This window comes from Micromonospora sp. NPDC049151 (assembly GCF_040648395.1).
Lineage (GTDB): Bacteria > Actinomycetota > Actinomycetes > Mycobacteriales > Micromonosporaceae > Micromonospora.
Genome location: NZ_JBEZDP010000020.1, coordinates 56,726 through 69,638 on the forward strand (window position 1 = coordinate 56,726; position 12,913 = coordinate 69,638).

General features: G+C 68.9%; 10 protein-coding genes. 8 read left to right on the forward strand and 2 right to left on the reverse strand.

The genetic code is table 11. The features are described from left to right. Positions 1 to 317 precede the first annotated feature (317 nt). The 8 genes from AB0B20_RS21810 to AB0B20_RS21845 all read left to right on the forward strand — a co-directional run bounded on the left by AB0B20_RS21810 (position 318) and on the right by AB0B20_RS21845 (position 9,712). Positions 318 to 1,307 carry a helix-turn-helix domain-containing protein gene (locus tag AB0B20_RS21810; protein ID WP_357472921.1) on the forward strand — a complete coding sequence of 330 codons (990 nt, stop codon included), beginning with the start codon at positions 318 to 320 and terminating at the stop codon, positions 1,305 to 1,307. A 144-nt stretch (positions 1,308 to 1,451) separates the two neighbouring features. Then, positions 1,452 to 1,916, forward strand: a complete 465-nt coding sequence (locus AB0B20_RS21815; RefSeq protein WP_357384721.1) for a hypothetical protein — start codon at positions 1,452 to 1,454, stop codon at positions 1,914 to 1,916. Positions 1,917 to 2,169: 253 nt separating this feature from the next. After that, positions 2,170 to 2,442: a hypothetical protein gene (locus AB0B20_RS21820; protein ID WP_357472924.1), complete on the forward strand. Its 273-nt coding sequence runs from the start codon at positions 2,170 to 2,172 to the stop codon at positions 2,440 to 2,442. Positions 2,443 to 2,853: 411 nt separating this feature from the next. After that, the gene (locus AB0B20_RS21825; protein WP_357472927.1) at positions 2,854 to 4,113 is read left to right on the forward strand and encodes an ABC transporter substrate-binding protein; all 1,260 of its coding nucleotides are present in this window, start codon (positions 2,854 to 2,856) and stop codon (positions 4,111 to 4,113) included. Positions 4,114 to 4,184: 71 nt separating this feature from the next. Next, positions 4,185 to 5,138 (forward strand): sugar ABC transporter permease, encoded by a 954-nt coding sequence (locus tag AB0B20_RS21830; RefSeq protein ID WP_357473014.1) that lies wholly within the window; start codon positions 4,185 to 4,187, stop codon positions 5,136 to 5,138. Next, the gene (locus AB0B20_RS21835) at positions 5,135 to 6,004 is read left to right on the forward strand and encodes a carbohydrate ABC transporter permease (protein ID WP_357472930.1); all 870 of its coding nucleotides are present in this window, start codon (positions 5,135 to 5,137) and stop codon (positions 6,002 to 6,004) included. The genes AB0B20_RS21830 and AB0B20_RS21835 overlap by 4 nt, the downstream gene beginning before the upstream one ends. Positions 6,005 to 6,007: 3 nt before the next feature. Beyond that, complete coding sequence (locus AB0B20_RS21840) at positions 6,008 to 7,681, forward strand: CocE/NonD family hydrolase (RefSeq protein ID WP_357472933.1); 1,674 nt, start codon at positions 6,008 to 6,010, stop codon at positions 7,679 to 7,681. 66 nt (positions 7,682 to 7,747) lie between these two features. Then, on the forward strand, positions 7,748 to 9,712 hold the full coding sequence (locus tag AB0B20_RS21845) for a right-handed parallel beta-helix repeat-containing protein (protein ID WP_357384731.1): 1,965 nt from the start codon (positions 7,748 to 7,750) through the stop codon (positions 9,710 to 9,712). Between the two features lie 75 nt (positions 9,713 to 9,787). Here AB0B20_RS21845 and AB0B20_RS21850 read toward each other — a convergent pair whose 3' ends face one another. Both AB0B20_RS21850 and AB0B20_RS21855 read right to left on the reverse strand, forming a co-directional pair. Continuing rightward, positions 9,788 to 12,190 (reverse strand): phosphoketolase family protein, encoded by a 2,403-nt coding sequence (locus AB0B20_RS21850; protein WP_357384733.1) that lies wholly within the window; start codon positions 12,188 to 12,190, stop codon positions 9,788 to 9,790. Between the two features lie 136 nt (positions 12,191 to 12,326). Further along, positions 12,327 to 12,896, reverse strand: coding sequence for an SRPBCC family protein (locus AB0B20_RS21855; protein ID WP_357472936.1), 570 nt, complete (start codon positions 12,894 to 12,896; stop codon positions 12,327 to 12,329). Between the last annotated feature and the right edge of the window lie 17 nt (positions 12,897 to 12,913).

Genomic DNA, 12,913 nt, shown 5'->3' on the forward strand with positions numbered 1-12,913 from the left:
GCTTGGCGAAGCTGCGCTCGTACGCTTCGGCCCGTCCGGCCCACCGCGACCGTTCGTGTACGAGAACGTGCGGCGACCGGGCAGCCAGCCCTCACTCCAGAGCGAGCAGCACCGCTGTTTCCTTACGTCACCAGCGGTGACGAACGCCAGCACGTCAGGAGCTGAAGATCACCGCCGACCACGTTTTGGCATCGATGCTCGTCGACCCTATCGACGCATGCGGTGCAGTACTCACGGTGTGCTGTACTTCCCAGTAAGTCGCGGGACCTATGTAGTCGCCCTGGTCTCTTGCTGTCCTGTTCGAAGGGGTGATGACGATGATCCAGACGTTGTTCGACAGCAGGGACTTCCCGGTCGACGAGCGATTCGACCGCTGGCACGAGATGACGATGCGATCGCTCGCGGCCTCGGACGTAGCCACCGAAATCCCGCACCAGGACTTTCGGGCAACGATGCAGCATCTCGACCTGGGCGCGGTCCAGATCGTCGCCATGACGTATCCCTCGTTGCGGTGTCGGCGTACGCCGAGAATGATCCGGCAGAGCGACCCCGGGTATCTCAGCCTCGGGATGATCCTTGGGGGCAGGCAAGGGATCGCCCAACGCGGCCGGGAAAGCGTTGCGGGGCCGGACGACCTCGTGCTCTACGACACGTCACATCCATACGAGGCGCACGTGACCGCCGCGAATCCGGTGGCGGCTCGCACGGTGGTGGCACAGTTCCCCAGAGCGCTGCTGCCCACGCGCAACGTCGAGCAACTGCTCGGCGCGCGCTTGTCCGGGAGAGTCGGAACCGGAGGTCTGGTCGCACAGTTCCTGTTCGGACTGGTCAGGGGTGCACGCGACTACGAGCCTGCGGACTCCCCTCGGCTGGCCACGGTCTTCCTCGATCTGCTGTCCATCACACTCGCCCGGGAACTCGGCGCTGGATGCGGACTGCCGTCCGAGAGCCCTCAGAACGCTCTCATGCTGCGCATTCACGCCTTCATCCAACAGCACCTCGGTGATCCGGAGCTGTCCCCGGTGACCATCGCCGCCGCGCACCAGATCTCGGTCCGCCACCTCCACCAACTCTTCCGGCAGCAGGACTTGACCGTCTCTGCCTGGATCCGTCGTGAACGACTGGCCCGTTGCCGCCGCGATCTCGCCGATCCCCGGCTGCGAGACCGTCCGATCCACGCGATCGCGCTGCGCTGGGGCTTTCCGCGACCGGCCGATTTCACCCGGACATTTCGGCTCTCCTACGACATGACGCCCAGCGAGTATCGGGGGATGGTTTCGCGCAGCCTGGTCGGCATCGAGAGCTAAGCGGCGTGCGCTCTGCGCTAACGCCATCCTGACTCGTGGCGTCCAGAATGGCTTGCAGGTCGACTCGCGCACCCACGTAGCGCGATACGGGGACTCAACCCCCGTCTTTCCGCGATCGCTGGAGCATGGAGGTTTCACGCGCTCATGAGATTCATCAAGAGGACGGCCCTGATGGCTTGCGCAACGGCGACGGCAGTCATGGCATTCGCCACTCCGGCCAGCGCCGCCACCACGTTGAACTTCTACGCCAACGGGCCAGCTGATTCGGGCCGCGGCTGTGATATGACGACCAAGGCGGGGGGCACCTACACCTACTACGCGAATGGCGGCGTCAAAGGTGGCTACCAGGCATTCGCAGGTGGCTTCGACGCATGGGAGCGTGATCTCTGCCCGGATGGTTACGGTGCGGCGCTGCACCTGACCTACTACAAGTGGAACGGCAGTTCATGGGTTTACTCGACTGCCAACCCGATCAAGGTGACCACCGGGGCTTACGACACTGTGTATCACAGCTGGACCTTCAAGGACGTTCGCGACGTGCAGATCTACAGCTGCAGGATCAACAGTGCGGGTGCGGTCTCGTCGTGCGCCAAGGCAACCCTCTTCTAGGGGGCCGGAACGGGCATCGGCCCGCTGGTCACCCACGACATCACGCGGCTGTGGATCGTCTCCGGCCCGCCTCCGTCGCCCTCTCGCCGAGCTTCCCGAGGGCTGCGGCATCCCGTCGGTGAGATTCGCCGCGGCAGTCGCTCAGCACGACCATCCACCTGCCGGGCTCCGGGCCATGAGGTCCGGAGCCCGGCCGGGTGGGGGAGCGGTCGGTAGCCGTCGCGTTCGGGTGCGGCGACGTGCCCTTCGTGGCATGTCGGCGTACACCGGGCGATCGATTATCCGGCCGGGAGGCGCAGACACCGGGGCCGGCCCAGAGCGAGTATCGACGGCGCGAGCAAGCAGTGCCGCGCAGCTGAGTACCGTCCCGTGGGCGCCCACACAGTTCTTCGAGTTCCTGCAGGGCATTGTCGACGCCGCCACGGACGGCGACACCGTGCACCTCGCGCCGGTGCTGATCCAGCCGATGGCGGCGGACGACGCCCGCCTCGACGACCGGCGAACGCGGGCGACCCGCAGTCGGTAGACCATCGCGCTGCGGCGGCTTTCCGGGGCAGTCCGGTGGCGCCGTTCGTCAGGATCCCGCCACGGGTGGGAGGACCGGCTCCGCGCGTCTTCCGCGGCGTCCGCACTTCCGTGCTCCCGTTCGCGGCGCCGCCGTCGGCGTGACGCCGCTGTCCGGGAGCGGAGGCGAGGGCCGCCGGTGTCCTTCGCGCGGAGTCACGCCCCTTGCTCCGAAACTTTCGGCGCTGTGCCGATCAGGATTCCACCCTGCCGTCCGGCGCTCTCGCTGGCAGCGCGCCTGTTGACGGACGGCGGGGCACTTAGTAGCCTCAGCGCACAAAATCATGGCATGTAAATATCTCGATAAGTTTCGGAGGCGGCGAGATCCCGCCACCCCACCATCGCCGCTCACGATCACCCCGTTGGAGGGCCGTTGAAACGCGTCCGGACCACCACCGTCGCCGTCGTCGCCGCCATCGCGCTCCTCCTCGCCGGCTGTGGGGGATCAGACGGCAAGTCCGACTCGAAGACCTTCGAGTTCTGGTCGTTTGCCAACATCAACCAGAAGGCCGACGTCGACGTCTACACCAAGGCGCACCCCGACGTGCGCGTCAAGCTCACCGAGGTGGGCACCACGACCGAGACCGCACAGGCGCTCACCGCCGCGCTGGCCGGTGGCAAGGTGCCCGACCTGGTGCTGATCCAGGCCGACGACCTGCCGAAGTTCATGCAGTCCCCGGACAACTTCGTCGACCTCACCACGCTGGGCGCGAACGACATCAAGGGCAACTACCTCGACTGGGTGATGGCGCAGTCGACGACCGAGGACAACAAGATCATCGGTGTGCCGACTGATGTCGGCGGCCTGGCGGTGGCCTACCGTACGGATCTGTTCAAGGCGGCCGGCCTGCCCACCGACCGGGAGGCGGTCGCCAAGCTCTGGCCGACGTGGGACGAGTTCATCAACGTCGGTAGGCAGTACGTGCAGAAGACCGGGAAGCCGTTCGTGGACAACACGCCGACCAGCGTCTTCTTCCAGGCGGTCAACCAGGGCAGCCAGCGCTACTACAGCGCCGACCGCAAGCTCGACTACGACAACGAGCAGGTCAAGGCGGCGTTCGACGTGACGCTGAAGGCCTTCAGCGCGGGCATCTCCGCCAAGCAGGGGTCGTTCTCCTCCGGCTGGACCGCGGCGATGAAGAAGGGCGACTACGCGGTGGTGTGCTCACCGTCCTGGATGCTCAGCCAGATGAAGACGAACGCCCCCGAGACGAACGGGAAGTGGGACATCGCCACCATTCCCGGTGGCTCGGGGAACTGGGGCGGCAGCTTCCTCGCCATCCCCAAGCGCGCCAAGAACGCGAAGGCGGCGTGGAACTACATCTCCGAGATGCAGTCGCCGAAGGGCCAGCTGGACCACTTCCTGATGCAGGGGTCGCTGCCCACCACGCCGTCGGTCTACACGGATCCGCAGCTGGTCGGGAAGACCGACCCGTTCTTCAGCAACGCGCCGATCGGCAAGATCTACACCCAGTCGGTGGTGGGGATCAAGCCCTTCTACTTCGGCCCGCAGGACGGCCCCGTCGGCACCGAGTTCCTCAACACGCTCACCAGCGTCGAGCAGGGCAAGGTGAATCCGGCGAACGCCTGGGACACCGCGCTGAAGAACGTCAAGAACGCCGTACGCGAATGACGGAGGGCTGATGCGCGGCGGCCGGGCACCGTCCGGCCGCCGCCCATCGGAAGGGTGACGCTTTGACCACCATGCTCGGCCCGGCCACCGCCCCACCGGACATCCGGGGCCCCGTTCGCAACCGGCGGATCCGGCAGGGCGTACGGGAGTTCCTGGCGCCGTATGCGTACATCTCGCCGTTCTTCGTGCTGTTCCTAATCTTCGGTCTCTTCCCGTTGCTGTTCACCTTCTACATCTCGCTGTTCGACTGGGATCCCATCGGCGAGCACCGTTTCGTGGGGCTGGACAACTTCTCCGAACTCGTGCACGACCCGCGTTTCTGGGGTGCGCTGCGGAACACGTTCAGCATCTGGGTGCTGTCGACGGTGCCGCAGTTGCTCCTGGCGCTCGGCCTGGCGCACCTGCTCAACCACGCGCGGCTGCGGCTGGCCGCCCTGTTCCGGATGTCGGTGCTCGTTCCCTACGTCACCTCGGTGGCGGCCACGACCATCGTGTTCGCCCAGATGTTCGACAGGGACTACGGCATGATCAACTGGTTCCTCGGGCTGCTGGGCTTCGACCACATCGACTTCACCGCCTCGCTGTGGGGCAGCCACGTCATGATCGCCACGATGATCGCCTGGCGCTGGACCGGATACAACACGCTGCTGTACCTCGCCGCGCTTCAGGCGGTTCCCCGGGAACTGTACGAGGCCGCCGCCGCCGACGGTGCGAACGGCTGGAAGCAGTTCCTGCACATCAGCATTCCCTCGCTGCGGCCGATCATCGCGTTCACCGTCGTGACGTCGACCATCGGCGGGTTGCAGGTCTTCACCGAGCCGTTGCTGGTCAACCCGGTGGGCGGCCTCACGTGCGGGGCGGCACGGCAGTGCCAGACCGTCACCCTCTACCTCTACGAGCAGTCCTTCGGACAGTTCCACTTCGGCTACGGCGCGGCGGTCGGCGTCGCCCTCTTCGTCATCGTGGTGGTGTTCTCCGGACTCAACTATCTGCTGACCACCCGCATCCGTTCGGAGCGCCCATGAAGCCCGCACCCCCGACCGCCGCGCCCACGCGGGCCCGGCGGCGCCAGGCCAACCGCGTCCCGATCCCGGTGTACGTGCTGCTCACGCTCATGGCGCTCGTCAGCGTCTTCCCGCTCTACTGGATGTTCGTGGTGGCGACGACGGACTCCGCCACCGCGACGACCCTCCCACCGACGCTCACTCCCGGCGGCAACTTCCTGCGCCTGGCGGAGCTCGTCTTCACCATCGTGCCGTTCGTGCAGTCCCTGCTCAACAGCGTCATCGTCGCCACCACGATCGCCGTCGGCCAGGCGGTGCTCTGCGCGCTGGCCGGCTTCGCCTTCGCCAAGCTGTCCTTCCCGGGCCGCAACACGCTGTTCCTCATCGTCGTGCTGACCATGACGGTGCCGGCGCAGCTCGCGGTGGTGCCGCAGTACCTGATCATGTCGGAGCTGAACTGGGTGGACAGCCTCCAGGCGGTGATCGTTCCCGGGCTGGTCAGCGCGTTCGGCATCTTCTGGATGCGCCAGCACATCGGCAGCACCATCGACGACGAGCTGATGCAGGCGGCGCGGGTGGACGGCGCGACCACCTGGCAGATCTTCTGGCGGATAGCCTTCCCACTGGTCCGCCCAGCGGCGTACGTGCTGGGTCTGTTCGCGTTCGTCTACGCCTGGAACGACTTCCTGTGGCCGTTCATCGTCCTGAAGTCGCCGGAGAACTACACCGTCCAGATCGCCATCAAGGCGCTGCAGCAGAACCGGGACATCGATCTGGGCCTGGCCATGTCCGGCTCCTTCCTGGCCACCATTCCGCTGCTGGTGTTGTTCGTCTTCGTCGGACGCCGGCTGGTGCAGGGAATCATGGAAGGCGCGTTCAAGGGGTGAGTGATGACGAGCCTGCGCCGCCGACTGGCCGGGTGGCGCCGGAAGGCCCGTCGCGACACGGCCACGCAGCCCTCGTACGCCTTCACGGTGCGGCGCGGGCTGCGCGTGCCGATGGACGACGGCGTCGAGCTGATCGCCGACCTCTACCTGCCGGCCGGCCCGGTGGAACGGCCGTTGCCCACGATCGTCGTCCGCTCGCCGTACGGCCGGCACGCCTCGCTCACACACGCGCCGGCGCTCGCCGGCGAGGGGTTCACGGTGCTGGTGCAGAGCTGCCGCGGTACCGGCGGCTCCGGTGGCACCTTCCGGCCCCAGCTCGACGAACAGCGCGACGGCATGACCACCCACCGGTGGGTACGCCGCCAGCGGTGGTTCACCGGCACGGTCGCGACGTTCGGCGAGAGCTACCTCGGTTACACCCAGTGGGCCGTGGCGGGCCGGATGTGCCGGGAGGATCCCGTCAACGCCCCTGATGCCCTGTGCCTGAACGTCACGATGGCCGACTTCGGCGCCGTCACCTGGAACAACGGCGCGTTCTCGCTGGGCGGCTCGCTCGGCTGGTCGCGCCGGATGGCCCTGCGGGGCGTGCACGGCACCCTGGTCCGGGCGTGGCTCGCGCGGCGGCCGGACCGGAGGCTGGCCGAAGCCTTCGACGTCCTGCCCCTGTCCGGCGGCGACACCGCGGTGGCGGGCCACCCGATCGGCTGGTACCAGGACTGGCTGGCCCACGAGAAGCTCACCGACGACTACTGGACCCGGCAGTCGCACACCGCGTCGGTGCCCGACGTCACCGCGCCCGTGTACATGGCCACCGGCTGGTACGACATCTTCCTTCCCTGGCAGCTGCGCAACTACGCCCGGCTCGCCGCAGCCGGTCGCCCGCCCCGGCTGACCATCGGCCCGTGGGGCCACACCAGCGAGCAGAGCCCGTTTCTCGCCGAGTCGATCGCGTTCCTCAAGGAACACTTCGCCGGTGCGCCCGCGGCCCGGCCGGCGCCGGTGCGTGCCTTCCTCACCGGCGCGCAGCAGTGGCGCGATCTGTCCGCGTGGCCACCGCCGGGCACCTCCGTGCGGCGGTGGCACCTGCACCGGTCCGGGCTGCTCGACCCGGCCATACCGGCCGGGGGCAGCACCCGCTACACCTACGACCCCGACCGGCCCACACCCGCACTCGGCGGCCCCGGGCTGGGGTCGGCCCCCGGGCCGGTCGACAACAGCGCCCACGAACGCCGTACGGACGTGGCGGTCTTCCGCAGCCGACCGCTGGAGCAGGCTGTCGTCCTCGCCGGGGAGCCGATCGCCCGCGTCCGGTTCCGCTCGACGGCAGCCAGCGCGGACGTCTTCGTCCGGATCTGCGACGTGCACCCCGACGGCCGCTCGATGAGCGTGTGCGACGGCATCCGCCGCGTCGGCGGCGTCGGCACCGCGGCCACCGACCCGCGGCCCGACGCAGACGGTTTCGTCGAGCTGGACGTGTCGCTGTGGCCGGCGTTCCACAGCTTCGCCCCCGGCCACCGCGTCGCCGTCCAGGTCAGCTCCGGAGCGCATCCGCGCTACGCCCGCAATCCCGGCAGCGGCGAACCCGCCGCCACCGCGACCACCACGGTACGGGCGCAGCAGGAGATCTCCCACGACGGCGCTCGCCCGTCCGCCATCGACCTGCCGGTGTGGACGTGAACGGGCGCGGATGTGCCGGCCGCCGCGCCGAAGGCATCTCCATCAATCGACGAGGAGGGCTCCCCGATGACATCCGTGTTCCATGTGGCGATCAGCGGCTCGGATTCCGCCGACGGCTGCGCCGAGCGGCCGTTCCGGACGATAAACCGGGCGGCGGGCGTCGCGCAGCCCGGTGACACGGTGGTGGTGCACGCGGGGGAGTACCGGGAGTGGGTGAAGCCACGCCACGGCGGTCTCAGCGACTCCCGCCGTATCACCTACGAGGCGGCGCCCGGCGAGCACGTGGTGATCAAGGGATCGGAACGCGTCACCGGCTGGGAGCCGCTCGGCGGGACGGTGTGGCAGGCGGTCGTCGACAACGTGTTGTTCGGCTCGTTCAACCCGTTCGCCGAGGAGGTGACCGGCGACTGGATCGTCTACCGCGATGGTGCGCCACGCCGGCATCTCGGCGACGTCTACCTGAACGGCGTGAGCTTCTTCGAGGTGGGGAGCCGGGCGGAGGTCGACGATCCGCCCCGGCGTACCGAGATCGTCGACGACTGGACCCGGGTGACGCATGCGATAGGCGATCCCGACCGGACCCGGCTCGTCTGGTTCGCCGAAGTCGGCGAGCGGACGACGATCTGGGCCAACTTCCAGGGCGCCGACCCGAACACGGAGCTGGTCGAGATCAACGTACGCCGCAGCGTCTTCTACCCGGAACAGCCGCACCTGGACTACATCACGGTCCGCGGCTTCGAGCTGGCGCACGCGGCCAGCCCGTGGGCGCCGCCGACCGCCGACCAGCCGGGCCTGATCGGACCCGGCTGGGCGAAGGGCTGGGTCATCGAGGACAACGTGATCCACGACGCCAAGTGCGCGGCGATCTCGATCGGGAAGGAGGGATCGACCGGGCAGAACTTCTCGGCCCTGCGCGGTGACAAGCCGGGCTACCAGTACCAGGTGGAGTCGGTCTTCGCAGCCCGCCGGATCGGGTGGGACCGGGAGCACGTCGGCTCGCACCTGATCCGCCGCAACACGATCTACGACTGCGGCCAGAACGCGATTGTGGGCCACCTCGGATGTGCGTTCTCCACGATCGAGGACAACCACATCCACCGCATCGGAGTGAAGCGCGAGTTCTACGGGTACGAGATCGCCGGCATCAAGCTGCACGCCGCCATCGACGTGGTGATCCGGCACAACCGCATCCACGGCTGCTCGCTCGGCACCTGGCTGGACTGGCAGGCGCAGGGCACCCGGCTGTCGCGCAACGTCTACCACGACAACTGCCGGGACCTCTTCGTCGAGGTCAGCCACGGCCCCTACCTGGTCGAGCACAACATCTTCGGCTCGCCCGCCTCGCTGGAGCTGTTCAGCCAGGGCGGCGCCTTCGTCTGCAACCTGATCTGCGGCACCGTGCGGCTGGAGCCGGTGCTGGACCGCGCCACGCCGTACCACCTGCCGCACAGCACGCAGGTCGCCGGGTACGCGGTGATCTACGGCGGCGACGACAGGTACGTGGGCAACCTCTTCCTGGGCGGCGACCCGGGCGCTGCCTACGGCGCGGGTGCGGAGGGTGAGGGGCCACCGACGGCCGGCACCGCCGGATACGACGGCCATCCCGCGTCGTTCGAGGAGTACCTGGCCCGCCTCGCCGACCAGCCGCCGAGCGACCAGCAGAAGTACGTCGAGGTGAGACAACCGGTGTACGCCCGCGCGAACGCCTACGCCGCGGGAGCCCGCCCGTTCGAGGGTGAGCCCGAGCCACGGGTGCTGGGCGTTGCGACGGCGACGGTCGTCGACGACGGTGACGGGGTCTGGCTCGTCACCGATCTCCCCGACGCGTTCGACGCGGCACGTGTCGGTGTGGTCACCGGCCGGGACCTGGAACGGGTCCGCTGCGCCGACGCGGAGTTCGAGGAGGCGGACGGCAGCCCCGCCGTCATGGACGTCGACCTGACGGGCGAGCCCCGGCAGCCGGGACGGGACGGCGCCGTCGGCCCGATCGCGGTTCTTGCGTCCGGCGCGCGCCGTACGCGCGTCTTCTGACGGCGGTCACTGTGCCGCCGCCGGCACCGTGAGGACGGTGGCGCCAGCCGTCCGGCGCCACCGTCCGCGCCGGACTCAGCCGCGTGCGGCCCAGTCGCCGAGGGACCAGTCGCGGACCTCGGGCATGTCCTCCAGGTGCTCCACCACGTACGCCTCGTGGCGGTCGAGCTGACTGCGGCACCACGCCTTGAGGTCCGCCGCGCCGCGCGGGAGACGCTTGGCGTTGTTGATGGCGTCCATCACGAGGTGGTAGCGCGACGCCTTGTTGCGCACCGTCATGTCGAACGGGGTGGTGGTCGTGCCCTGCTCGATGAAGCCGCGCACGCGGAACCGGTCCGCGTCCGGGCGGCCGTGGACGAGCTGGTGGATCGCGCCCGGGTAGCCGTGGAAGGAGAAGACTACGTCCACGTCATCGGTGAACAGCTCGGTGAACAGGGTCTCGCTCATGCCGTGCGGGTGGTCCTTGGGCCGGACCAGGGTCATCAGGTTGACCACGTTGACGACGCGCACCTTCAGACCGGGCAGCCGGTCGCGCAGGATCTGTGCCGCCGCGACCGTCTCCATGGTGACGACGTCACCGGCGCAGGCGAGGACGATGTCGGGGTCGCTGGTGCCGTCGTCGGTGCCGGCCCACTCCCAGATCCCCGCGCCGCGGGCGCAGTGTTCGATCGCCTCGTCCATGCTGAGGTACTGCAGCTGCGGCTGCTTGTCGATGACGATCAGGTTGATGTACGACCGCGACCGGAAGCAGTGGTCGGCCACCGACAGCAGGGTGTTGGCGTCCGGCGGCAGGTAGACCCGGGCCACGTCGCCGCGCTGGGTGAGCACCACCTGGATCAGGCCCGGCCCCTGGTGGGAGAAGCCGTTGTGGTCGTTGCGCCACGCCGTCGAGGTCAGCAGCACGTTGAGGCTGGGCACCTTCGCGCGCCACGGCAGATGCTTGGCCTCCTGCAACCACTTGCCGTGCTGCACCGTCTGCGAGGCGCTGACCATGGCGAACGCCTCGTAGGTGGCGAACATGCCGTGCCGGCCGGTCAGGTTGTAGCCCTCCAGCCAACCGTGGCAGTTGTGCTCGCTGAGCACCTCCATGACCCGGCCGTCGCGGCTGATCGCCACGTCCTCCGGGGTCACCCGCTCCATGAAGGCGCGGTCGGAGACGTCGAAGACGCCGCCGAGGCGGTTGCTGTTCGTCTCGTCCGGGCAGAACAACCGGAACCGGTCGGCGTTGCGCGTGTAGATGTCGCGCATCATCTCGCCCAGCTTGCGCGTCGACTCGGCCCGCTGCTGCGCCGGCTGGGGCACCTCGATCGCGTAGGAACGGAAGTCCGGCAGGTCCAGGTCCCGGGTGAGCAGGCCGCCGTTCGCGTGCGGGCTGGCGCTCATCCGCAGGTCACCGTCGGGGGCCTGGTCCCGGATCAGCGACACGGGCGTGCCGGTGGAGTCGAACAACTCCTCCGGACGGTACGACTTGAGCCATCGCTCCAGCAGCGCGAGGTGCTCCGGGTTGTCCTTGACGCCGGACAGCGGCACCTGGTGCGAGCGCCACGTCCCGGTGACGGTGACCCCGTCGACGGTGTCCGGGCCGGTCCAGCCCTTCGGCGACCGCAGGATGATCAGCGGCCAGGTCGGGCGGGTGCCGTCCCAGGAACCGTCCCGGGCGGCGGTCTGGATGTCGCGGATCCTCGTCCAGGCGGTGGCGAGGGCGGCGGCGAAGCGGTGGTGCATGCCGGGCAGGTCGGAGCCCTCGACCTCGATGACGTCGTAGCCGTGGCCCCGCAGCAGGTGGCGTACCTCCTCGGGGTCCTTGCGTCCCAGGACGGTGGGACCGGAGATCTTGGCGTCGTTGAGGTGCAGGATCGGCAGGACCGCGCCGTCGCGCTCCGGGTTGAGGAAGGACACCCCCTTCCAGGAGCCCTCCAGCGGCCCGGTCTCGGCCTCACCGTCGCCCACCACCGCGATGGCCAGCAGGTCCGGGTTGTCCATGACCGCGCCGAACGCGTGGACCAGGACGTAGCCCAGCTCACCGCCCTCGTGAATGGAGCCCGGGGTGGTCACCGACACGTGCGACGGGATACCACCGGGGCTGGAGAACTGCCGGAACAGGCGCAGCATCCCGGCCTCGTCCTGGCTGACGTCCGGGTAGATCTCGCTGTAGGTGCCCTCCAGATAGCCGGCGGCCACCAGCGCCGGCCCGCCGTGACCCGGACCGGCCAGGTAGATCGCCTGCTGGCCGGTGTGCCGGATCAGCCGGGAGACGTGCGCGTAGATCAGCGACAGGCCGGGGCTGGTTCCCCAGTGGCCGAGCAGGCGCGGCTTGATGTGCTCGGCCGCCAGGGGCTCGCGCAGCAACGGGTTGCCCTGCAGGTAGATCTGCCCGATGGTCAGGTAGTTGTTCGCCCGCCACCACGCGTCCAGACGGGCGAGTTCGGTGTCGTCGAGTTCGGCGAGCGTACGGATTTCGGATTCGACCGCGGTCACCGTGCTTCCTTTCACTGATCTCGTCATGTCCGGATCCAGGTTAGGCCCAGCCGGGCCCGGCCACCGGGGGCCGCAGGCCGCAAGCCGAAGGACCTTCGGCCCTCGATGGCGACCGCGACGCGCCGACCGGGCACGTTCATGACGTCCCTTCCGCGCGTTGCTTGATGCCCAGCAGCATCCGGCGCTCCATGACCAGGCTGCCCGGTTCCATCACCATCCGGTACGCGGCCCGGCCCGGTCCCGGACGCCCCGCCAGGGAGATCCGGTTGCGGCTGATCAGCCGGGTACCCGCGCCGTCCGGTCGCAGGTGGAAGCCCCACACCCAGGCCCCGTCGGCGGACCGGAACACCAGCGTCCGGCGCGGGTCGAGGATCTCCACGCGCATGGCCGGCCCGTTCTTGCCGAGCGGTAGTTCGTCGCCGCCGGCGAGCTGCTGGAACTGCGGCAGGATCGCGTCGGCGCTGTGCATGTCGAGCCCGAACAGGTTCTCGATCCAGTCGTAGGTGTAGGCGCCGCCGCGACCGCTGCCCATCTGCACGAGCCACGGCCAGACCGCCTCGGGTGGCGCGTCGATGGTGATCGCCCGGGTGGAGACGACGTCCGGATCGGCGAGGAACTCGTCACCGGGCAGCGCCGCGTCCACCTCGATCGCGGTGGCTCCCCAGGTGAGCCACCGTCCGGGCCGTTGGAGCACTGTTCCCTTCATGACCTCTCCCTCCTGAG

Bases quoted from the DNA above. Each gene is read 5' to 3' on its own strand.
- AB0B20_RS21845 (WP_357384731.1), top strand. From the start codon at position 7,748: ATGACATCCGTGTTCCATGTGGCGATCAGCGGCTCGGATTCCGCCGAC.
- AB0B20_RS21815 (WP_357384721.1), top strand. From the start codon at position 1,452: ATGAGATTCATCAAGAGGACGGCCCTGATGGCTTGCGCAACGGCGACG.
- AB0B20_RS21855 (WP_357472936.1), bottom strand. From the start codon at position 12,896: ATGAAGGGAACAGTGCTCCAACGGCCCGGACGGTGGCTCACCTGGGGA.
- AB0B20_RS21830 (WP_357473014.1), top strand. From the start codon at position 4,185: ATGCTCGGCCCGGCCACCGCCCCACCGGACATCCGGGGCCCCGTTCGC.
- AB0B20_RS21820 (WP_357472924.1), top strand. From the start codon at position 2,170: ATGTCGGCGTACACCGGGCGATCGATTATCCGGCCGGGAGGCGCAGAC.
- AB0B20_RS21840 (WP_357472933.1), top strand. From the start codon at position 6,008: ATGACGAGCCTGCGCCGCCGACTGGCCGGGTGGCGCCGGAAGGCCCGT.
- AB0B20_RS21810 (WP_357472921.1), top strand. From the start codon at position 318: ATGATCCAGACGTTGTTCGACAGCAGGGACTTCCCGGTCGACGAGCGA.
- AB0B20_RS21835 (WP_357472930.1), top strand. From the start codon at position 5,135: ATGAAGCCCGCACCCCCGACCGCCGCGCCCACGCGGGCCCGGCGGCGC.